The sequence below is a fragment of the Limnothrix sp. CMB-01 genome, from assembly GCF_055193175.1.
In genome coordinates this window covers 2,794,287-2,816,498 of sequence record NZ_CM143720.1, presented here as the reverse complement: position 1 = coordinate 2,816,498, position 22,212 = coordinate 2,794,287, and the positions used below count along the sequence as shown (strand labels likewise).

Sequence of the window (22,212 nt, the reverse complement as noted above, 5' to 3'; positions counted from 1 at the left end):
TTGACGAGAAAACGCGCGATCGCTTTGATTCAATTCAGACTTCGCTCAGCCCTTACAGTGCGTTACCGCGAGGCAGCACTTCTTCGGGGAAGATGAAGTTTTCGTGGGGTTGGTCTTGCGGAGCCATCCAAGCGCGGATGCCTTCGTTCAACAGGATGTTCTTCGTGTAGAACGTTTCGAATTCGGGGTCTTCAGCCGCCCGCAGCTCTTGCGACACAAAGTCGTAAGCTCGCAGGTTCAAGCCCAATCCCACAATCCCGATCGAGCTGGTCCACAATCCCATCACGGGCACGAACAGCATGAAGAAGTGCAGCCAACGCTTGTTCGAGAACGCAATCCCGAAGATTTGCGACCAGAATCGGTTCGCCGTCACCATCGAGTAGGTTTCTTCGGCTTGGGTCGGCTCAAATGCGCCAAAGGTGTTCGCCTTTTCACCGTCTTGGAACAGGGTGTTCTCTACCGTTGCACCGTGAATGGCGCACAGCAATGCACCGCCCAGAATCCCGGCGACACCCATCATGTGGAACGGATTCAGCGTCCAGTTGTGGAACCCTTGCAGGAACAGCAGGAACCGGAAGATCGATGCCACTCCAAAGCTGGGTGCGAAGAACCAGCCCGATTGACCCAACGGGTACATCAGGAACACCGACACAAACACCGCGATCGGCCCCGAGAAGGCGATCGCGTTGTAAGGACGAATCCCCACCAGTCGCGCAATCTCAAACTGACGCAGCATGAAGCCAATCAGCCCAAATGCGCCATGCAACGCCACAAAGTTCCACAGGCCGCCCAACTGGCACCAGCGCACGAAGTCTCCCTGGGCTTCGGGACCCCACAGCAGCAGCAGCGAGTGACCCAAGCTATTCGCCGGGGTGGACACGGCGACGGTCAGGAAGTTGCACCCTTCCAGGTACGACGAAGCCAATCCGTGGGTGTACCACGAGGTGACGAAGGTGGTGCCGGTCAGCCAGCCTCCGAGGGCGAGGTATGCGCAGGGGAACAGCAGCAGACCCGACCAGCCGACGAAGACGAAGCGATCCCGCTTCAGCCAGTCGTCCACTACGTCGAACCACCCGCGTTCCGTGCCCACGCGTCCAACTGCGATGGTCATGGAAGAACTCCGAGTAAGAAGGGAAATAAATGACAAAAATGAGAGGTCAGGGATGATCGATGGCCAAGGGCGACTAAGCACAAAGCGATCGAATCGCCACAATCACTCTCAGAAAAGTTTAACTTTCTTTACCTAAATCCGGCTAGGGGATTGCCCCAGGAATTCGGCCGGGGGTTCCCCGGCATTGTGCGGGTCACTGCTCAGGGCGGTGCCCTGGGGCGATCGCCGGGCCCGAACCGGCAACTCACGCGATCGCCCGCTGCGGGGCCTGGTTCGGTCGCCATGGGCGATCGCGTTGGCTGCCAGCATCCTCAATCCCATCGCAAATCCTGATATTGCGCCTCGATCGACAGGATCGATCGCAATCCCGGCATATCCAACACCGTGGCATCGGCCGGCTTATTCAAAAAATGATGAACCAACAGCAGGCCCGTAAAAGTCCAGGTTTGGTAAAGACGCGCCTCTTGCCCCAACCAAACCCCCGTGGGCCCATCAAAATATTCCGGCCATTTTTGTTCCGGTAACCGCTTCAACAACACCTGATAGGCATCTTGCAAGCAATCCCAGAGCGACTCATGCAAATGTCCAAAGCGATAGTAGGGCGTGGTTGACGTTTGTTGATGTCGCAAAACAGCGACCACAAAATACCAAAGCAGGCAGGGCCAGTGACCGCCATTGTGATAGCACCAGGGGCGATTTTTGGAGTCATACCCGGTCTTATTGCGCCAATCACTGGCATCCAACGGAGGATGACAAATGCGCAAAGGCATTTCTCCAAACAAATCGGCTTGGTTATTCAGCACCAATTGAAAGAGGGCACGCTGTTGGGAAAAGGTGAGCACATCAAAAATCGCGCCCAAGCAATTTCCCAAGGAAAAAAAGCGAAAATCGGGGCGACCTGTACGGATATTACCAATCAGATATCCCCCTTGATCGCCCAGCCAGGTTTGCAACCAGTGGGGAATCGTTTCGGTGCGAATATTATATTCATTGGAGACTCGCTCACCATATTGATCAGTGGGGCGACGGCGCAGGATTTGAATGGTTTTGCCATTAATCCAATAGTGCTGAAGCAGATAGCGACGCAGGCGACGGGCCAGGGCAGTGGCGTATCGTAATTGCCAAATTTGCTGCCGAATAAAGGGATCGGTGAGGGCTGCCGATCCGGCAGTGCTACCAATCACTTTTTCCTTCAGATCGCTATGAATTAAAACGACGGAACTGAGCAAGGCTCCATACAGCAAGGTTTGAATTTCTAAGGGTGCGCCCCACACATCCAAGGGGCGATCGATCATGAAGGCTCCATCGGGTACGTAAAGGGTTGGAGCGTGCCGAAACCATGGATGCAAAATCAGCCGCAGAAACCGCTGAATTCCCTGTTGGACTTTGGGTTGTTGGCTCCAACTCCAATCGCCCGTGCGTTGCACATAAACATGGGCCAAAATCGGCCACCAAAGGCTGGCATCAACGGAGGAAACCCGCCCGATCGCCCGTTGGCCATAGTCAGCCACCAGGGTTTGGCTGTTGGGTTCCACATAGAAGCTGCTGGGAAAAATGCCTTCCGTTTGGGGATCGGTGCTTTGCAAGTCCAGACAAATATCTAGGAAATCTCGCAGTAAATCCGCTCGTCCATCCACCAAAAAATAAATCATCACGGGTACGTTATCCCGGATGAAAACTTCGTTGTAATTCAGGTCAGGATCCGGCGGGGCATCGGGTCGATCGCGCCGAGGTTGTGGCAAGGCGGCAAAGGTTCCCACGGGGCGATCTCGACAGTAAACAATTGATTTGTCATAGAGCAAATGCCGCGCGTGATGAATACTTTGAACGCTGTCAAATCGAGCCATAAATGCAAATCCTTAGCGGAAATCTATCGCCTTGTGGCCGGTGCTTAACCGATCGCTGGGCAATTTGAGGTTCGGGTAACCCCTCCAAGCTACTCAAAATTCGCTGGTTATGCTGGAGAGGCCGAGCGGCACGTTTCGGCCGGTCGTTCAACCAGTCGTTTCACCGTCAGTTGCCGAGTTACTCAAGGCTCGATTCAGCATCCCGAGGGTCATTGGTCATTACCCATCGCTGAAGAACGGGCTGTTCATGGAGGATTCCAACAGAACCATGACTGACTTGAAAAACCTGTATATCGTCACCATTAGCATTCACGGCTTGCTGCGGGGCAGCAATTTGGAACTGGGCCGCGATGCTGATACGGGTGGTCAAACCAAGTACGTGGTGGAGCTGGCGCGATCGCTTGCCCAGCGTCCAGAAATTGATCGGGTCGATCTCATCACTCGCCGCATCCAAGACCCGAAAGTGAGCGCCGACTATGCCCAGCCCATTGAACCCCTCAGCCCCAAATCGCAAATCGTTCGGCTGCCGGCCGGGCCGCGTCGCTATCTGCGCAAGGAGGTACTTTGGCCCCATCTCGATATCTTTGCCGATGAAGTCTTGCGCTACCTGCGCACGGTGGGCCGCACGCCGGATTTGATTCACAGTCACTACGCCGATGCGGGCTATGTGGGATCCCGGGTGGCCGGGTGGCTGGGGGTGCCCCTGGTACATACGGGCCATTCACTGGGGCGGGTGAAGTTGCAGCGGATGTTGGAGCAAGGCAGCAAACCGGCCGCCCTGGAGGAGCAGTTCCACTTCAACACCCGCATTGAAGCGGAGGAAGTCACCCTGGCCAGTGCCAGCTTGATTGTGGCCAGCACACAACAGGAAGTGCAGGAGCAATATCAGGTTTATGACAATTACCAGCCCGATCGGATGGTGGTGATTCCGCCGGGCACGGAGCTGCAGCAGTTTTATCCACCGCCGGCCCAATGGCCCACCCCACCGATCCAAACCCAGCTCGATCGATTCCTCACCGAGCCGCAAAAGCCGATGATCCTGGCCCTGTCGCGGGCGGAGCGGCGCAAGAATGTGGCCAGTTTGGTGCAGGCCTATGGCGAGTCGCCGGAATTGCAATCCCTGGCCAACCTGGTGTTGGTGCTGGGCAGCCGAACGGACATTGCAGCCATGGAGCCGGGCCCCAGGCAGGTGATGACGGAACTGATGCTGTTGATCGATCGCTACGATCTCTACGGCAAGGTGGCCTATCCCAAGCAACACCAAAGCACCGACGTGGCGGATTTATATCGCCTGGCCACCCAAACTCGGGGCGTGTTCATTAATCCGGCCCTGACGGAACCCTTTGGCTTAACGTTGATTGAGGCGGCGGCCAGCGGTTTGCCGGTGGTGGCCACCAATGACGGCGGCCCGCGCGATATTCTGGCGGCCTGTGCCAACGGGCAGTTGGTGGATCCGCTGAACCTTGACCAAATTCGATCGGCCCTTTACCAAGCCTTGACCCAGCCCGATCGTTGGCAACAGTGGTCTGAGCAAGGTTTGGCAGGCGTGCGACGCACCTTTTCCTGGGAAGCCCATACGGAAAAATATCTGCAACAGATTCGGCAACTGTTACAACCCAAGGCCTTGCATGTGGGCAGCGCCCTCAGCGTCACCACCCCGGCCCATCGCCAGCGGCGGGAGGTTTCCACGAATCCGCTGATTCGGGCAGAACATCTGTTCATTTCCGACATTGACAACACCCTGATTGGCGATCGCGAAGGACTGGATCAGCTCTTGGCCCAGTTGCTGGTGGACGATCGGGCGATCGGGTTTGGTGTGGCCACCGGGCGCACCCTGCCCAGCGCCCTCGAAACCCTGCAAGATTGGCAAATCCCGCTCCCGGATGTGTTGATCACGGCCGTTGGCAGCGAAATTCACTACGGCCCCGACCTGGTTCCCGACACCCGTTGGCGACAATACATCAGCCACAATTGGCAACCGAACGCCATCCGCAACGCCTTGAACGACATGGAAGGCCTGGTGTTGCAGCCCGCTGCCAACCAGCGATCGCACAAGATCAGCTATTGGATTGATCCGCAAATTGCGCCCCAAGTTCGCCAAATTCGCCAATATCTGCGCCGTCAGGGGCTAAATGTCCGGCTGATTAGCTCTCACGGGCAATATTTAGACATTTTGCCCTGGCGTGCCTCCAAGGGCGATGCCCTTCGCTACTGCGCTCTGAAGTGGGGATTTTTGATCAAAAACCTGCTGGTGGCGGGCGATTCGGGCAATGATGTTTCCATGCTGCGGGGCAACACCCGGGCCGTGGTGGTGGGGAACCACAGTCGCGAACTCGATCGGCTGCGCACTCATCCAAACATCTACTTTGCCGGAGGGCACTACGCTTGGGGCATTTTGGAAGGGTTGGCCCATTACCAAATTCCTGGCTTTGGCGATCGGCCTCCGTCCCCGTTGGTGTATCCCAGCCCGATCGCCCGTTTCGGTAGCAGCTCGATCGCAGGCGATCGCCCCGGTGGCCCCAAACAGTCAACCTTGCAGCGGGCCCTGTCTTGAGCCTAATGGGCGACAACCAAGTCACATCCCCAAACCGATCCTTCCCATAATTCAGTGCTCGATCGGGCGCTGGTTGGTCTCCGAAGCGTGATCGTTGCGACGGAAGCTAGCAGGGTCTCATGCTCAAATCATGAGGGATCGGGCAACTCCAACAACATCCATGCGGGTTCAGCAGTCCCATCCTGGCGAGGCTGCTTAGCCCGCATCTGTTTTGTTTTCTGTTTTATAGATCGGCTGATCAATCGGCTGGTCGATCGGCTAGTCGATCGGTTGGTGGGTTCGGCCTAGATGTCAGTTTGCATCTCTGTTCGCATCTCTAAATTTCGCATCTCTAATCCGGTGGGCTTCAGGGAGCGAATCAAAACCTTGAAATCGGGACTTTCTGCGGCAGCGTCCGGGTAATCTCAGTTAGTCTGTGCTGAGGGAATTGTCGCTTGCTCAAACCAAGCCTCTTGCACCATGGCCGATCGCGTGCTGCCCTGCCCCATTCGCTTGTGCCTCTATTGCCCTGGAGTCATGCCCACAAGCCGCTGGCCCCAGTCTCCTCAGCTTCAACCCAGTCCCCCAATCATTCCCGACGGACTTTCCAAAGTCATTCTTCCCAAAGCAATTCTTCCCAAAATAATTCAGGCCGTCCTTTCAGACTGTTGTTAACGTATGGGAAGCGTTGATCGTCCCGTGCGATCGCCCCTGGGGATCCGTCATCCTGCCTTCGAGAAGTCCTGTTGCCTAGCCCCATGACCGACCCGTTCAGCACCGCCTCATCTCCTGCTGGATCGACCTCACCATCGACCCCACCGTCTCGGTCAGAACCTGACGCGAGCATTGCTCTGCACCCGGAGGCCGATTCGGCTCCCCCCTACCGGGCCGTGAGCTTTGATGAGCATCAGGTCAATTTTCAGTCTCTGATTGAAAAAGCCACGGATATTGTAGTGATTTTGGACAGTTGCGGAATTTTTCGCTACGTCAGTCCCTCCACCGAGGGCATTTTGGGCTACACCTCCGCTGAAACCGTGGGGCAACCGGTCGAAAACTTCGTGCATCCGGTAGATTTGCCCGCCGTCCAAGGCACGATCGCGGCGGCCCTGGCCCAACCCGGCGTGAGTCAAAGGCTGTCGGATTATCGCGTGCGCCATGGGGACGGCTCTTGGCGTTTTTTTGATGCGGTCACCACCAATCTGCTGGACGATTCGGCCGTGCGCGGCATTGTGGTGAACTGCCACGACATCACGGAACGGCGCTTGGCCGATCGGGTGTTGATTGAACGGGCCCGGCTGTCCAAGTTGGAGGCGGAGGTGGGGGCGGCCCTTGCTTCTGGGGGATCGCTGTCGGAAGTGTTGCAACGTTGCACCCAAACGATCGCCGGGGCCCTGCAAGTGCCCTTTGTGCGGGTTTGGACCTATAACCGGGAGGCGCGGTTGCTGGAGTTGCGAGCCTCAGCCGGTCAACATTCCCTGGTGGCGGAATTTCCCACCTATATCCCGATCGGGGCTTCCCTGGTGGGGGCGATCGCCCAAAGTCGCCAACCCTACCTGACCAACTGCACCGCCACCGACCCCAACTTTGAGGCCCGCGATTGGCTCGACAGTGAGCAGGTTGTGGCCTTTGCGGGCTATCCCCTGATTGTGGATGACCAATTGGTGGGGGTGATGGCCCTGTTTGGGCGGCGGCCCATGGTGTCGGCGGAACATGGGGCCCTGGGTTGGATTGCCAGCGTCTTGGCCATGGCCATTGACCGAGCCTGGGCCCGCGAGGCGCTGATGTCGCGGCGGGAGGCGCTGCTGTTTCGGTTGGCGGGGCAAATTCGCCAATCCCTTGATGTGGAAGTGGTTTTGCAAGCGGCGGTGCAGGAGATTCGATCGCTGCTGCATGTCGATCGCTGCTTGTTTTTGAACTATTGCCCCCGGCCGGTGAACAAGGATGTGACCTTCCTGGAGCAATCCTATTGGGAAGTGGCGGCCGAGTCGGCCCAGGGCGGTCTACCGAGCTTTGTGGGCAAGCAGTTACATGGCTTGGCGGCGGGAGTTGCGCCGTTGCTGTTGCAGTGGGAAATTGTTTGCACCGATGAGGTGGTGCGGCCGGCGGCGATTACGGTGCAGGAATTTTTGGCGCAACTGTCGGCGGGGGCCGCGTTGATTTTGCCGGTTCAGGGCAGCCGCACCACCTTTTTGGGGGCGGTGGCCTGTGTGGAGCATCGGGGCGATCGAATTTGGAGCGAAAGCGAGGTGGGCCTGTTGCGGGGGGTGTGCGACCAATTGGCGATCGCCCTGGATCAAGCGGCCCTTTACACCGATGCCCAAGACAAGGCCCGCCAAGCCCGCGACCAGGCCGATCGCCTGGCCCAAGCCCTGGATGAGTTGCAGTCCACCCAAATGCAACTGTTCCAAAGCGAAAAGATGTCCAGCTTGGGGCAAATGGTGGCCGGCATTGCCCACGAAATCAACAACCCGATCGCCGTTGTCCATGGCAATTTGAAATATGCCCGGCAATATTTGGCGGAATTGCTGAGGGTGATTGACACCTATCGATCGACCTATCCCGAAGCCCACGAGGCGATCGACCAACTGTTGCGGGACATTGACTTAACCTTTGTTCGCCAAGACTTCACGAAACTCCTAGAAGCCATGGGGTTGGCAGCGGAGCGAATTCGGCAAATTGTCCTTTCCCTGCGCAACTTTGCTCGCCTCGATCGGGCAGGAATGAAACCCACCAATCTCCACGAATGCTTGGACGAAACCCTCACCCTCCTGCGCCACCGACTGGAACCCAATGGGCGGTTTGGAGGCATTCAATTGGAGATCGATCGGGGAGAATTGCCCCTGGTGACCTGCCATGGGGGGCAGATGGCCCAGGTGTTGATGAACCTCATTGGCAATGCCATTGACGCGATGGAGTCGATCGATCGGCCCGCCATCTTGAAAATCAGCACTCGCCTGTTGAGCAACGGCCCCCAATCGATCGCGGAAATTGCCATTCGTGATTCGGGCTATGGGATTTCTGACGACATTCGCCCCCATCTGTTTAATCCCTTCTTCACCACCAAGCCCGTGGGTCGCGGCACGGGCTTGGGCCTGTCCATCACCTATCAAATTGTGGTGGAAAATCACGGCGGCACGATCGACTGGACTTCCGACCCGGAATGGGGCACAGAATTTGTGATTCGGCTGCCGGTGTTGCTGCCCCTGCCGCCCAGTTGCCGCACCTGAGCGGTTGCAGTTTGGCCAACCAGCCCTAACGCGGCATGGCTGGGGTGCTTGAGGGAGTGGGTGCGCTGGCGGGCGCAAGGTTTGGCGCAAAGGGGCGATCGTGCCCACCCAAGGCCCGCACGATCGCCCGCGTATTTTGCGCCAACATCTTCACGTAGCTCTCGGCCGGCCCCCCAGCCACCCCGATCGAATCCGCATAGAGCTTGTCGGGAGCCAGGGCGACCCCACTTTCCGCCGCCACCGTCTCAATCAAAGCCGGGTTAATGGTTGTTTCTGCAAAAATTGCTGGCACTTTGGCTTGGCGAATGGCCGCCGCCATCCGGGCCATGGTTTGGGCGCTGGGTTGCTCCTCAGTGCTAATGCCAATCAGGGTTCCGAGCACCGGAATCCGATAGGTCTGGGCATAGTACTGAAAAGCATCGTGGGTGGTCACCAGTCGTCGCTGGGCGGCGGGAATGGTTTGAATTTGGACACCAATCCATTGATCAAGCTGTTTGAGTTCCCCCAACAACTGATCGGCATTGGCCACAAACTCCGCCCGATCGCCTGGGGAAAGCTTGCTTAATTCATCCCGAATCGCCATCACCATCACCATTCCATTGCGGGCACTGCCCCACACATGGGGATCCGGAACCGTTGCCCCCTGCTCGGTCAAGGTGAGGGCCGGCACTCGCTCCCCGATCGCCACGGCCTTAGCCGTCTGTCCCGAAGATTGAATCAGCTTAATAATTCCCGGCTCCAGGTTATAGCCATTGTAAAAAATCCGATTTGCTCGCTCGATCGCCACCGTATCGCGCGGCACGGGTTCATAGAGGTGGGGGTCATCACCGGGTCGGAGCAAGCCTTTCACGATCACTTCATCACCCGCCACCCGTTGGGTTAAGTCCGTCAAAATCGTGCTGGTGACCACCACCGTGGGCCGATCGGGCCCACTGGGTCGTTCTCCTAACCCACAGCTCACCAGCAAGACCCCAATCCCCAGACTGCCCAGCCATCGCCCCCAAGAAAAACCGGGGCCCCGCTGCCCGATCGAGGGCTGGCCGGTTGTGTGGTGTTTTTGCAGTGATGCCAGTTGTGATTGCTGGCGTAATTTCTGGCGTGCTTTCTGGGGTAATTGCTGGGGTAATTTCTGCCGTGGTTTTCGGGGTTCTAAGGGTCGAATCATGTGCCGTTTCTCCATTGCCATCATCAAGCCACCGTCAGCAGTCCAAGACCGGGGCCAACCCCAGCCCGATCGCGGTGTTTTTGCCCAAGGGCCCGCAGCCTGGCCCCAATCAGAGCACTGGGAGGGCTTGACTTAACTTTCATTATCATTTCATAATTGCATTCATAATCTTTTCATGATCTTTCTCGGTTTGATATCGTGAAAGGCAGGTAGCTGCTAGATCGGGTTCAGGTCATTTCGCACGATTTGATCTGGACTTTTTTTGCCCATGGGCCCAACTCCAATGATGATGAGCACTCATGCGATCGAAATTGACCACTTAAATGCTGCCTATCGCGGCGTGCAGGCGCTCCTGGATGTGAGTTTGCGCATCCAGCCCGGACGGCTGACGGGCGTGGTGGGGCCCAATGGGGCGGGCAAAAGCACCCTGATGAAGGCCATGCTGGGCCTGGTGCCGATCACGGCGGGGCGGGTGGTCTATGGCGATCGCCCTTTGCAACAACAGCTCGATCGCGTGGCCTATGTGGCCCAACGATCGCAGGTGGATTTGGATTACCCGGCCACGGTTTGGGATGTGGTGTTGATGGGGCGAACGCGCAAAACGGGCTGGCTGCGGCCCTTTTCCAACACCAGCCGCCAAGCGGCCCGGGCGGCCCTGGAGCGGGTGGGCCTGTGGGAATTGCGCGATCGCCCGATCGCTCAGCTATCGGGAGGGCAACAGCAGCGGGTGTTTTTGGCACGCTCGATCGCCCAAGAAGCGGATGTGTTTTGTTTTGATGAACCCTTCGTGGGGGTCGATCGGCGCAATGAAGCTATCTTGTTTGACCTGTTTCGGGAACTGGCCCAAGACGGCAAGGTGGTGATGGTGGTGAATCATGACTTGGGCGAGTCGATTACCCATTTTGATGATTTGGTGCTGCTCAATCGCCAACTGGTGGCCGCGGGCGATCGGGCGGCGGTGTTGAATGACCTGAATTTGCAACGGGCCTATGGCAGCCGGGTGAAATTTTTCCAGGAGGCCGCCTAATGGACGGGCTGCTGCAAGCCCTAGCGGAACCGCTGCAATACACCTTTTTTCAGCGATCGTTGGTGGCGGCGGTGGTGGTGGGCCTGCTTTGTGCCTGCACGGGCAGCTATCTTTTGGTGCAGCGCATGGCCCTGTTGGGCGATGCCATCAGCCATTCTCTGTTGGTGGGCTTAGCGATCGCCTTTGCCATGGGTGGCAGCTTGTTCCTAGGAGCCCTGGTAGCTGGGTTGGTGAGCGCGGCGGCCATTGACTTTATCCGCAATCGATCGCCCCTCAAGGAAGATGCGGCCATGGGCATTGTCCTTTCGGCCTTTTTCGCCCTGGGGATTGTGCTGATCACCACGATCCAAAAAGACAACAAAATCGATCTCAATCATTTCCTGTTTGGCAACCTCCTGGCGGTGACCAGCGGTGACCTGTGGGATACGGGGCTGGCGGCGGCGCTGGTGCTCGGGGCGATCGCCCTTTGCTACAAGGAACTGCACTTTTATACGTTCGATCGCCTCGGGGCCCAAGCGGCTGGCTTGCCCGTCCGTTGGCTCGATTGGGGGCTGACCACCGCGATCGCGATCACGATCGTGGCCAGCATGAAGGCGGTGGGGGTGGTGTTGGTGTTGGCCCTATTGATTACGCCGCCAGCCACAGCCTATTTGCTTGTCCCTCGACTCCACCAAATGATGGGGCTAGGGGCCCTGTTGGGTTGTTGCTCCAGCGTGGCGGGGCTATATCTCAGTTATTTTTTCAATTTGCCTTCGGGGCCGGCGATCGTGCTGGTGGCTTCCGGGTTCTTTGTGCTGTCGCTGTTGTTTAGCCCGCGTCAGGGGGTTTTGTTCCAAGGCTGGCGGGCCAAGGCCGCGGGCCACGCCCCGATCGATTCCAGCTCGATCGATTCCAGCTCGATCGGCTCAGAATCCACGGACGGAACCGATCCCTAGAAATCAACAGAAATCGGCAAAAATCGGGCGCTTAGGGGCCAGGATTCAACAGTCGGAAATCAAACCCCGTTCCCGATCGATTGCCCTCCCGCACTGTGATCAACACCAGGGGCAATGAGCGATCGCCCGTATTGGCAAAGCGCACGGAGGCGGAAGACCCCGCCGCTTGGAAGTCTGGCCGATGCAACGCAGCCTTCACAGCCGATCGCGTGGGGTCTTGGGCTTCATTCAAATCGCTGCCAGAAACCGGTTTTTGGTCGGGTTTTTGAGTAATTTCCTGATTAATTGCTTGAATCAAAGCCTGGGCCGCATCGTAGGCCATCGCCGTTCGCCAATTCACATCCCCACCCCAACGACGACGCATGGCCTTGGCAAAATCCAGCGATTGGGGCAAATCCGGATGCCAAGGAATTGCCAGAATCGTGCCCTGCGCACTGGCTCCCAACTTCAACAAGTCCAGTGAATAAATTGAATCACCCCCCAACACCGGCAGCCGTCCTTGATTGGCTTCCACGATCGCCAAAGCGGACGGCAGCGTCGAGCGATCGCCCAAAAGCACTAACCCTTCGCTACCCTGGCTTTGGCGTTCCCCAAACAGCACCAAGCCCTCCGTGTTGAACGATTGGGCCTGACCGATCGCCCGTTGCGCATCGATCGGCTCGGAACCCATCTCTTGCAACTGCACCTGGCCCTGGCCGTCGGCCATGAACTGTTGCACAAATTCCGTTTTCAGGGATTGGCTGTAAGTGCTTTTGGGGTTGTAAAACACCGAGACCCGCGCCAGTTTCAATTGCTGACGGGCCACCATCGCCAGGGCCTGTCCCGCCTGGCGATCGCTCGGAACCGTTCGCAACACCGCATCCCCCAACCCACTGAGGGTCACCGCCGTGCTGGAAGGGGAAATCATCGGCAGCCCAGCCCGTTGATAAACCCCAGCCGCCGCCAGCGAAGTGGTGGAGCTGAAGTGGCCCACCACCCCCAACACCCGAGGATCTGCCGCTAGGGTTTCGGCCACGGCCTTGGCGGTGACTGGGTTGTTGCTGTCGTCCGCAATCACCACTCGCAATTGCCAGGCAGGTTTCGGGCCGGATCGCTCCCGATCGCCCTGGTTCCATTGAGCTTGGGCCTGCGCCACTCCCCGCAGCAACTCCTTGGCCACATCGGGCAAATTAGCCGCCGGTACAACCACGGCGATCGTCCGTTGCGGAGCCTCCCGCGCCAGCCAATTATTCAAATAAATCAGGGCTTCCGGATCGTTGGGCCGCTGTTGCAGACTTTTGCGCAACAGGGCGATCGCCTGGATTGGATCTCCAGCTTGCCCCGCCGCGGCCGCCGCCAACTTATCGGGCGAGTCTGCCAACAAGACCTGCTCACCACTGCTCAAGGACGGGGCCGGCCCCCCTTGAGGATTAGCGGTTGGCGGGGTCTGGCCCTCGTTGCCCAAAAGACCGTTCGATCGCACCAACCAATAGCCCCCACCCAACAGGGCCAAGGACATGAACAGAGCCGTAATCAGTAATGGGGCATCTTGGGAGCGACGACTCATGGGCAAAACCGCGATGGCTGGATCAAGATGGCTGGATCAATAGGTCACCCCACAGCCCATCAATCAAAACAATGACCCGATCAACAACGACCCGATCAACAATGACCCGATCCGGCAGTCCTTGGTTTTGACCATTTCTGTTTTGCCCCATTGCTGTTGCCAGTCTTCGATCGATGGGTTCGCTCAATCATTCGCGCCAATCGCTCGATCGGAAAATCTGTGCGATCTGTTTGTCCGATTTGTCGGATTTGTCCGATCAAAAACTGGGGCAGGAAGGATGACCCTTTGCCCCAGTTTATGCGGAATTTCGCGGTTTCTGACGGACGATCGCCTTAGCTTTCGATTAGCCCGTTCATTCGATCTTTGACGGTTCTGGCTAGCCTAATCTTCCGCAAAAATGTACTTGTACAGATCCTTGGGATCCGGTTCAGGGCTGTCGAGGGCAAATTTCACCGCATCGTTCACATGCTCTTGGATCCGGCGATCGATCTCCTTCAGTTCTTCCGCCTTCACCAATCCTTCACCAAGCAGGTGATCGGCCAGGCGAGTGATCGGATCTCGCTTACCCCAAACTTCCTTTTCTTCCTTCGCCCGCAGTTCATCCGGATCGGCCAAGGAGTGACCCCGGAAACGATAGGTCAAGGCTTCAATGACCGTGGGGCCTTCACCAGCGCGGGCCCGGGCGATCGCCTCTTGGGCCACACCGCGCACCGCCAACACATCCATCCCGTCCACTTCTACGCCGGGCATCCCAAACGCGGGGCCTTTTTTGTAGATTTCGGGTACCGAGGTGGCCCGTTCGTGGGCCATCCCGATCGCCCATTTATTGTTCTCAATGACATAGATCACCGGCAGCTTCCAAAGGGCCGCCATGTTCAAGCATTCAAAGAACTGGCCATTGTTTGCGGCTCCGTCCCCAAAGAAGCAAACGGTCACCCCGTCGGAACTGGGGTCATTCATGGCTTCTCGTCGATACTTGCTTTGGAAGGCCACGCCCGTTGCCACCGGAATTCCTTCCGACACAAAGGCATAGCCCCCCAGCAGGCGGTGCGGCTCCGAGAACAAGTGCATGGAACCGCCACGGCCCTTGCTGCAACCCGTCACCTTACCAAACAGCTCTGACATCACTTCCCGGGCAGGCACACCAGCACTCAGGGCATGAACGTGATCGCGGTAGGTGCTACACACGTAATCATTGGCATCGCGGCGCAAAGCCCGAATCACCCCCGTCGAAACGGCTTCTTGGCCGTTGTAGAGGTGAACGAAGCCAAACATTTTGCCGCGATAGTACATCTCGGCGCACTTGTCTTCAAAAAGGCGACCCAGCACCATGTCTTCGTAGAGCATAAGCCCTTCTTCGCGGGTGACGGTGGCGCGGGTGGTCGGGGTTGCGGGAAGTACGCGTTCTTGTACCATTTCGCTGGTGCTGGGGTTGCGGGCTGAGTCGGTCAATTCAGAGGGTTCGGATTGCCTAGGCAAGGGTGGCGGCGATCGATTGCGCCATCCCACCGGTTGCGCGGCTAATTTTTTGGGAAATCCAGTTCAACATAGTACCGGACTTTGGCAGTCCCCGCGCGGTTGGGCGATCGCGGCGCTGGTTGGGCGCGGGGGCGACGGGTCAGGTTGCCGTTGTGGATGACTACCCCTAGAGATTGCCCAAGCCAAGGTGATTGGTGATTTGCGAGCACCTCAAGAGATGTCTCAGTCTCCTTCTGTTAATGATGTTGGGCCAACAGTTTTTCAACCTTTGCTTCTTCGACCTTGGCCACCAATTGTTTGACTTCATATTGGTCGCGGGTGGTTTTGGCCAGCGTCAGGGTTGAGCTGATGGTGAAACCCAAACCCATGGACATGGCAAATTTCATCCAGGTATCGACCGGAAGGTAATAGATGCAAAGGGCTGTCCCCCCGGTTGAAAACAGAAACGATAGCCAAACTTGGACGATCCAGGCGGTGGTGTGGCGCATGGTAGAGGGTGTTTTGGGTGGAAGGAATGGCTCTTGAATGAATTGATTGTGAAATACAGGATGGGGATGCATGGAATTGGGGGGACAGTTTGAGATCGCAAACGCAATCACGGGTCATCACACGGGTCATCATGCTGAGTGTCAGCAAGCCGCACCCCTGCTCGAAGCGCTGGCCGATCGCGCGGGCCGTCGATCGGGGCGGTTTCATGTGCCGGGTCATAAGGGCCGGGCGATCGACCCGCTGTTGGCGGATACTTGGGGCGATTGCTGGGCCTGGGATTTAACAGAACTGGATGGGTTGGATAATTGGGCGGCTCCCCAGGGCGCGATCGCGGCGGCCGAAGCGTTGGCGGCCGATTGCTTTGGGGCGGGCCTCACTCGATTCTTGGTGAATGGGGCCACGAGCGGACTGGTGGCGGCGATCGGGGCAGTTTGCCAAGATGGCGACTCGCTGATTGTGGCTCGCAATGCCCATCAATCTGTTTTGGCAGGTTTGATTCTTGCGGGGGCACGGCCCTGCTGGGTTTGGCCAACGGTCGATCGGGAATGGCAAATGCCCACGGTGGTGACTCCCGAGGCGATCGCCCAAGCCCTGGCGACCTATCCCCAAGCGAAGGCGGTGCTGCTGGTGTCACCGACCTATCACGGTTGGGTTTCGGATTTGCCCGCGATCGCCCAACTCACTCGATCGCACGGTATTCCTTTAATTGTCGATGCGGCCCACGGGGCCCACTTGGGGCTGCATCCGGAACTCCCGATCGCTCCCTTGGCGGCCGGCGCTGACTTGGTGGTGGCTTCGGCTCACAAAACCCTTGGTTCCTTAACCCAATCGGCGCTGCTTCATCTACACCCCCAGGCTTTGATCGATCGCGATCGGCTGAATCAAGTGTTGCGATGGGTCACCTCCAGCAGCCCCAGCTATTTGCTGATGGCCAGCTTGGACGCGGCTCGGCGGCGGGCGGCGCTGTGGGGTCAAGTTGATTGGGGCCAAACGTTGGTGCGGGTCGATCGGGTGCGATCGCAGTTGGCGGGCAATCGAGCGATTCAGGTGCTTTCGGGGCCAAATCTGGATCGATCGCGCTTAACCGTTCACTTGGCTGGCTGGAATGGTTACCAGGCCGATGAAGCGTTAGACCAAGATTGGGGCATCACCGCCGAACTCAGCAGCCCCCAGCACCTAACCTTTGTTTGGACACCGGCCAACACCGACCAGGAAGCCGATCGCTTGGTGGCGGCTTTGGGGGCCCTGGCGCGATCGCCCCAAATGGCTCCCGATCGGGGGCTGGATGCCATTGTCGGGTCGCTTGCGCCCCCCAGTCCAGCCCCGCTGACCCCACGCCAGGCCAGCCAGCGCCCCGCCGAGGCGATCGACCTTAACCGGGCGATCGGGCGCATTGCCGCTGAGTGGATTTGTCCCTATCCGCCGGGAATTCCCGCAATCGTGCCTGGGGAAATCATCACTTCCGAGGCGATCGGCCAAATTCAGCAAACCCTGGCCCTCGGCGGCGACTGCACCGGCTGCGCCGACCCCAGCGTTCAACAATGTCTTGTCCTCATTTCAGCCGATCACTAGCGATCAGCTCCTTGAAAAGTTCCCAAGGAAAAATTCCCAAGGAAAAATTCCCAAAAAACAAGGTGGAGCCAGCGACAACACTGGCTCCACCCAAGGCTATCCATTTTCGCAATGGACTGCGCTAGCCTTGATTAGTTGCAATCCTTGGTAGAGTCGCTAGCCAACTTGGTAGCAGAGCTAGCAGCTTCATTTTCCTTAGCCGTGATGCACAAGATAGCCTTGGCTTGTTGGTCTTCCAACTTCACCACGCCCTTGAAGCTCTTCAGAGAAGCTTGCAGCTTATCAGCGGTGCTGGTTGCTTCCGTGTCGGTACCAACGGTCTTGTACTCGAAGTTATCGGTTTTTTCCTTGATACCAGCGTTCAGGGTCTTCAGGTCAGCAGCAAACTTACCTTGCTCCACGTAGTAAGCCTGTTGAGCACGGTTGAGCGAACCAACATAGGTGCTACCTTCCGACTGACGAGCCTTAGCGGCTTGGTTGAGGAAGGAGGGCAGAGCAATTGCTGCCAGAATACCGATGATGATGATTACAACCAGCAGTTCAATCAGGGTGAAGCCTTCTTCGCTGTTGCGGCGCTGGGCGAGGTGTTGGATCAGCTTGGCTTTGAATTCAGCTTTCATCTGGGATAGTCTCCTCGAGAGTCGGGGGAGGAAGGTTGGGAAGGTGGGGATTTTGTTCCCCTCATGCTTGCAACTTACCCAGGTTACCGGGGATTCATATCAACCGCAGCAGAATTTTTTTGGGGTCAAGGGAAAAAGCCTGAAAACCCTTGCTAAACAAGCATATTCGAGAGTTAACCCCAAGGAATTTTTAGGTGGCTTTTGGATCAGGATCATGATTTCCGCGATCTTGGCGGGCGGGCGCAGCACCTGTTCAGCACCATGTTGCGGAGTGCCCAAGGGATGCCTTTTTAGGGATTCTGGATCGACTCTAGGCTTCAGTGGACTCTAGGAAGATGTAGCCGAAGGTTTCCAGTTCCCGCAAGAAGCTGCAAACCGCTTGGGTGGCACTGGCGCGATCGACTGGTGAGCGATCGACTGGGTTCAGGGGCCGCACCCGCATGAACCGATCGATCAGTTGCGTAATCGGTTGGGGCCCCGTCAACAGCGGAACCAACACAGGCACTAGGCTGGCACTGGCCGCTGCGATGCCTTCCGGCCGCCGCAAAAATTTCGCGAAGTTCAGGGGCTTGAGATAGCGGCAGGATTCCACGAGGGCGGCTTCAAATTCTGGATTGTTCAGGAGTGGGTGCAGCACCGCTTGGGTGCGATCGGGCTGCTGGATCAACTGCTCAACCGTGGGCGACTGCGGCGGTTCTGCCATGGTTTTTGGCGTACAGAATATGTCGATCAATCGGTTGCGGCTAACCAACAAATCGTGCCAATACATTTGTTCACGACAACTGATTTGCGCAAATCGCGATCGCAGTTCCTCGGGAAATTGCTCCAGATCCAGCATGGTTTTCACTGTCCAATCCTGGGGTTCCACCGGGGCAATGACCTGTAAGTTTGCACCATCAACTAGGTCAAACACCTCCGGCACTGAAAATCCCCGATCGCCGTGGAGCATGAAATTAAAAGCCAAGATCCGCTCGCGAATATCAGGATTTTCGGTGTCATTGCGATCCCACATTTTCCGCACATCCACATTGCGCGGATTCAGGGACAACACAATGGATTCCACCAGGGCCATGGTGGTTTTTTCATCCCGATCGGGTGTAATTGCGCCCACATCCCGCAAAAATTCCTGGGCACAAAGCACGGGAATTCGAGTGTTGAAGCTATGCAGATTCACTCGCAAAATACCCGTTGGTTTCAGCACACTGGCCATCAACCGCAAACTAGCGAGGGGATCTTCCAACAGGTACAGCACCTCATCGCAGTTGATGTAGTCAAATTGCTGATTGAGGCTAGGAAGCTGATCGATATTGAGGGTTAAAAATTTAGCCCGATCGAGCAAATCAAACCGCCGAAACCGCTCGATCGCCACGTCGATCGAAGCCGGAGAAAGATCGATGCCGGTAATGGTTGTTCCCGGGTTCAGATGAGCCAACATCAACCCCTTAAAGCCGCTGCCGCAACCCACATCCAGAATCTGCATTCCTTCGGAGCTGACCGATCGGCGATCGCGGGCATAGAATGCGGTGGCCAAGGAGTGGGCATGAAATTCGTCGGGCTGACTATCGGGAGCCGTTTCGATCGGTTCGCGAGGATAAGGCGTTTGGTCAAACTGTCGCTGAATCCAGGCTTCTCGTTCAGCGGAAGATTCAAAATTCATGGCAAATCAGGGCTTCCAATCAGGGCTGCGAAATCAATCAATTCGATTCAATTTGATTCAATCTGACTTGACTTGAATTTGACTTGAGTTTGGTTTGAATTTGATTTGATTCAAATTAATTTGGCTTTACTCAGTTCGAGTTTTCGTGAATTTTCAAAAAATCGCGCTAAGTCAAGTTAATTCGTCAACTCGTCAGTTCAATTCACCAATTAATTCAGTTCAATTCAGGCAAGTTCAATCCAGGCAAGTTCAATTCAAGCGAGTTCAACCAACAAATAACCCGCTTGACCCAATTCCGAGAGCAGATAACGCAAGGCGGCTTCCACTTCCGATCGCGCAATGGGTTCCAAGGTTACTGGATCCACAGGACGCAATTGTTGCAGCGAATCTGCGAGTTCCGTAAAGGTTTTCATCCCTTCCAACAGGGGCAACAACCCAAGAGCGATCGCGCTGCTGACCGACTCCCAACCCCAGTTCAGAGACAAGTGTTGACTCAACTTTAAATCAGTGCCCTTTAAAACCACATTTTTGAGGTCTGCGGCAAATTCTGGCGTATCTAACTGCGGGTGAAGCGCGGCTCGGGATTGATGCCAATCTTCTGGTTCCCAATCGCTGAGGGCTGTCCAGGGTTGCGCCGCGTCAGGATGACCACACCAGAAATCTAAAAGTCGATGGTTCGATCGAATCAAATCAAAAAAGTGTAGTTGATCGGAAATCGGCGCTTCTGATAATCCAAAAGCGATCGAAATGGGCATATTCTCTGGGTCTTTGAACAGATCCGTCACTTCCCAGGACTGCCAATCGGTCATGCTAATGAATTCCAGACCGGAGCGATCGATATAGTCAAAAAGCTGCGGAATGGTAAATCCCCGATCACGCTGAAACAACAGGTTCATCATCACCCGCTGTTCATCCTTCATTTTCCCAGAATCCCAAACCCGCATTTTCAGGAGTGTTGTATCCTTCAAAGACTCCATCAACTCAGTCAGAATTCCCATTTCCAGCTCACCCGGATTGTCATCCATCAACCCAATCAGGTGAGCCAAGCTTTGGGCCTTGAAATAGTCAAATCGCTGATAAAGACTATGGAGATTGGAACGAATAATGCCATCGGGTTTCAAGACGGCTTTCATGGCCGCCAACCCATCGGCAGGATCCGGTTGCAGATATAGCAATTCATCGCAGTTAATGTAGTCAAATTCCATGCCTAATTGCGGCAATTCTTCCATTGCCAATGCATGAAATTCCACGCGATCGCCCAATCCATGATGCTCCAAGCGCTTTTGGGCCAAGTCCACGGAAGCGGGCGACAAGTCCACCCCCACAATGCGCGCACCGGGGTTGGCCAAAGCCATGCTCAACACGCCGTATCCACTGCCACAGCCCACATCCAGCATCAACCGCCCTTCGGTGTTGGCGATTTTTTGGTTGCGACGATAGTAGGCGGTGCGGAAATCGTGCCAGTAGGTATGGGTTTCGGCCGGTAAACGATCGAGCGGAATGCGGGGATAGGGGGCGCGATCGAACTGGGCCCGCACCTTGGCAAGGGGATCCTCAAGCGGATCGTCAGCGGGGTTCGTGGGAGAAGGCAAGAGGGATGGCTCGGTCATGCGGGGGTTGACGAATAATTGTCCTAACGCAAGGGTGGGAAGACCCAACGGCAAGGGCGGGTTAGAATCTTGACGGGGCCATGGATTGGCCGTGGTCAAGCGGTTGCCGAGGCTACCTTGGCCATATTGCCCCATTTCGATCCCGAAGCGATCGCCCCAAATCCGCTACCCGCCGCCCGATCGTCGATCCGTTTTAACAGTTGGTTTCACAATTTGTTTAACAAGCTGTTTAACAATTTGTTTAACAACTTGTCTAGCAATTAGCTGCACAATCGGCTCAGCAATCGGCTTCACCATGGATTTCACCGTGGGCTGAAAACTTTTGAACGGCTTGTCCTGCTATCTTCTCCAACACCATTTCCCACATCGTCAGTCGCAACCCTATGAGCATTGAACAGCATTCCCAGCCAACGGACGATCGCGCCGCTGTGGCCAACTCGTTGGATGAAATGCTAGAGGCGCTGAACTTGGGAATTCCGACGGCTCCCGACGATTTTCGATCGGGCTTTGTGGGAATTGTGGGGCGGCCAAACGTTGGCAAGTCCACGCTGATGAATGGTTTGGTGGGGCAAAAGGTGGCCATTGTCTCCCCGATCGCCCAAACCACTCGCAACCGACTGCGGGGCATCCTGACCCGGGATGATGCGCAAATTGTGTTTGTAGACACGCCCGGCATTCATAAGCCCCACCACGAATTGGGCAAAGTGTTGGTGGCCAATGCACGCATGGCCATCCATTCGGCGGATTTGCTGCTGTTTGTGGTCGATGGGTCGGTGGAAGCAGGCGGGGGCGATCGCTTCGTGGCCGAGTGGCTGGCCCAAGCGCCCGTGCCGGTGGTTTTGGGGCTGAACAAAATTGATCTGCAAACGGATCCGACGGTGGAAGCGTCCTACGCGGCCTTGGCGGCCGATCGGGGTTGGCCCATCGTGCGGTTTTCGGCACTCCAGGGCGAAGGGACAGAAGACCTATTGCAGGCGCTGATCGATCGACTGCCGCCGGGCCCGTTTTATTACCCCCCGGAATTGGTGACCGATCGCCCCGAACGATTCATTATGGGCGAACTAATTCGCGAGCAAATTTTGCTCCATGCCCGGGACGAAATTCCCCATTCCGTGGCGGTGGAAATCGATCGGGTAGAGGAAACCCCGAAAATTACCCGCGTATTAGCCACCATTCACATTGAACGGGCCAGCCAAAAGGCAATCTTGATCGGCAAAGGTGGTTCCATGCTGAAGGCGATCGGCACGGCAGCCCGCGAACAAATTCAAAAGTTAATTGATGGCAAGGTTTACCTGGAGTTGTACGTGAAGCTGCAACCCAAATGGCGGCGATCGCCCGCTCGCCTGGCCGATTTGGGTTACCGAATTGAAGAAGATTAGGCGACAAACCCGCAA

18 protein-coding genes are annotated in these 22,212 nt (G+C 56.7%); 7 read left to right on the top strand and 11 right to left on the bottom strand.

What is annotated here, in order from left to right; translation table 11 throughout:
- Positions 1-52: 52 nt before the first annotated feature.
- From psbD to ACZA91_RS11770, 3 genes are all read right to left on the bottom strand, one after another.
- Positions 53-1,111: a photosystem II D2 protein (photosystem q(a) protein) gene (gene psbD, locus ACZA91_RS11780; protein ID WP_463182408.1), complete on the bottom strand. Its 1,059-nt coding sequence runs from the start codon at positions 1,109-1,111 to the stop codon at positions 53-55.
- Positions 1,112-1,243: 132 nt separating this feature from the next.
- Positions 1,244-1,432: a hypothetical protein gene (locus ACZA91_RS11775; protein ID WP_463182407.1), complete on the bottom strand. Its 189-nt coding sequence runs from the start codon at positions 1,430-1,432 to the stop codon at positions 1,244-1,246.
- Positions 1,423-2,958, bottom strand: coding sequence for a glycoside hydrolase 100 family protein (locus ACZA91_RS11770; RefSeq protein WP_190532126.1), 1,536 nt, complete (start codon positions 2,956-2,958; stop codon positions 1,423-1,425). Before ACZA91_RS11770 ends, ACZA91_RS11775 begins: the two co-directional genes overlap by 10 nt.
- A gap of 268 nt (positions 2,959-3,226) precedes the next feature.
- Between ACZA91_RS11770 and ACZA91_RS11765 the strand changes: the two genes are divergently transcribed.
- Together ACZA91_RS11765 and ACZA91_RS11760 are read left to right on the top strand one after the other, a co-directional pair.
- Positions 3,227-5,512, top strand: a complete 2,286-nt coding sequence (locus tag ACZA91_RS11765; protein ID WP_190528050.1) for an HAD-IIB family hydrolase — start codon at positions 3,227-3,229, stop codon at positions 5,510-5,512.
- Between the two features lie 737 nt (positions 5,513-6,249).
- Entirely contained in the window at positions 6,250-8,718 is a 2,469-nt protein-coding gene (locus tag ACZA91_RS11760) for an ATP-binding protein (protein ID WP_099532943.1), read from the top strand.
- Positions 8,719-8,743: 25 nt separating this feature from the next.
- Here the strand turns inward: ACZA91_RS11760 and ACZA91_RS11755 are convergent, their stop codons facing one another.
- On the bottom strand, positions 8,744-9,883 hold the full coding sequence (locus tag ACZA91_RS11755; protein ID WP_463182406.1) for a metal ABC transporter solute-binding protein, Zn/Mn family: 1,140 nt from the start codon (positions 9,881-9,883) through the stop codon (positions 8,744-8,746).
- A 268-nt stretch (positions 9,884-10,151) separates the two neighbouring features.
- Here ACZA91_RS11755 and ACZA91_RS11750 point away from each other — a divergent pair, with 268 nt between their 5' ends.
- Both ACZA91_RS11750 and ACZA91_RS11745 read left to right on the top strand, forming a co-directional pair.
- On the top strand, positions 10,152-10,910 hold the full coding sequence (locus tag ACZA91_RS11750; RefSeq protein WP_463182405.1) for a metal ABC transporter ATP-binding protein: 759 nt from the start codon (positions 10,152-10,154) through the stop codon (positions 10,908-10,910).
- A gap of 8 nt (positions 10,911-10,918) precedes the next feature.
- Positions 10,919-11,845, top strand: coding sequence for a metal ABC transporter permease (locus ACZA91_RS11745; RefSeq protein ID WP_463186430.1), 927 nt, complete (start codon positions 10,919-10,921; stop codon positions 11,843-11,845).
- Between the two features lie 31 nt (positions 11,846-11,876).
- Here ACZA91_RS11745 and ACZA91_RS11740 read toward each other — a convergent pair whose 3' ends face one another.
- Entirely contained in the window at positions 11,877-13,391 is a 1,515-nt protein-coding gene (locus tag ACZA91_RS11740; protein ID WP_463182404.1) for an ABC transporter substrate-binding protein, read from the bottom strand.
- Positions 13,392-13,772: 381 nt separating this feature from the next.
- Positions 13,773-14,807 carry a pyruvate dehydrogenase (acetyl-transferring) E1 component subunit alpha gene (gene pdhA, locus ACZA91_RS11735; RefSeq protein WP_099532957.1) on the bottom strand — a complete coding sequence of 345 codons (1,035 nt, stop codon included), beginning with the start codon at positions 14,805-14,807 and terminating at the stop codon, positions 13,773-13,775.
- Positions 14,808-14,872: 65 nt separating this feature from the next.
- Here pdhA and ACZA91_RS11730 point away from each other — a divergent pair, with 65 nt between their 5' ends.
- Positions 14,873-15,040 carry a hypothetical protein gene (locus tag ACZA91_RS11730; protein ID WP_190528039.1) on the top strand — a complete coding sequence of 56 codons (168 nt, stop codon included), beginning with the start codon at positions 14,873-14,875 and terminating at the stop codon, positions 15,038-15,040.
- Positions 15,041-15,106: 66 nt separating this feature from the next.
- Here the strand turns inward: ACZA91_RS11730 and ACZA91_RS11725 are convergent, their stop codons facing one another.
- Positions 15,107-15,358 carry a YiaA/YiaB family inner membrane protein gene (locus ACZA91_RS11725; RefSeq protein ID WP_190354671.1) on the bottom strand — a complete coding sequence of 84 codons (252 nt, stop codon included), beginning with the start codon at positions 15,356-15,358 and terminating at the stop codon, positions 15,107-15,109.
- A 70-nt stretch (positions 15,359-15,428) separates the two neighbouring features.
- On the opposite strand from ACZA91_RS11725, the gene ACZA91_RS11720 reads away from it, so the two are divergent.
- Entirely contained in the window at positions 15,429-16,931 is a 1,503-nt protein-coding gene (locus ACZA91_RS11720) for an aminotransferase class I/II-fold pyridoxal phosphate-dependent enzyme (RefSeq protein WP_463182403.1), read from the top strand.
- Positions 16,932-17,062: 131 nt separating this feature from the next.
- Here the strand turns inward: ACZA91_RS11720 and ACZA91_RS11715 are convergent, their stop codons facing one another.
- The 4 genes from ACZA91_RS11715 to ACZA91_RS11700 form a co-directional block, all read right to left on the bottom strand.
- Positions 17,063-17,551: a type IV pilin-like G/H family protein gene (locus ACZA91_RS11715; protein WP_190528035.1), complete on the bottom strand. Its 489-nt coding sequence runs from the start codon at positions 17,549-17,551 to the stop codon at positions 17,063-17,065.
- A 310-nt stretch (positions 17,552-17,861) separates the two neighbouring features.
- Positions 17,862-19,208, bottom strand: coding sequence for a class I SAM-dependent methyltransferase (locus tag ACZA91_RS11710; protein WP_463182402.1), 1,347 nt, complete (start codon positions 19,206-19,208; stop codon positions 17,862-17,864).
- A 254-nt stretch (positions 19,209-19,462) separates the two neighbouring features.
- Complete coding sequence (locus ACZA91_RS11705; protein WP_463182401.1) at positions 19,463-20,818, bottom strand: class I SAM-dependent methyltransferase; 1,356 nt, start codon at positions 20,816-20,818, stop codon at positions 19,463-19,465.
- 165 nt (positions 20,819-20,983) lie between these two features.
- On the bottom strand, positions 20,984-21,115 hold the full coding sequence (locus tag ACZA91_RS11700; protein WP_463182400.1) for a hypothetical protein: 132 nt from the start codon (positions 21,113-21,115) through the stop codon (positions 20,984-20,986).
- A gap of 152 nt (positions 21,116-21,267) precedes the next feature.
- Here ACZA91_RS11700 and era point away from each other — a divergent pair, with 152 nt between their 5' ends.
- On the top strand, positions 21,268-22,197 hold the full coding sequence (gene era / locus ACZA91_RS11695; RefSeq protein WP_463186429.1) for a GTPase Era: 930 nt from the start codon (positions 21,268-21,270) through the stop codon (positions 22,195-22,197).
- Positions 22,198-22,212 lie beyond the last annotated feature (15 nt).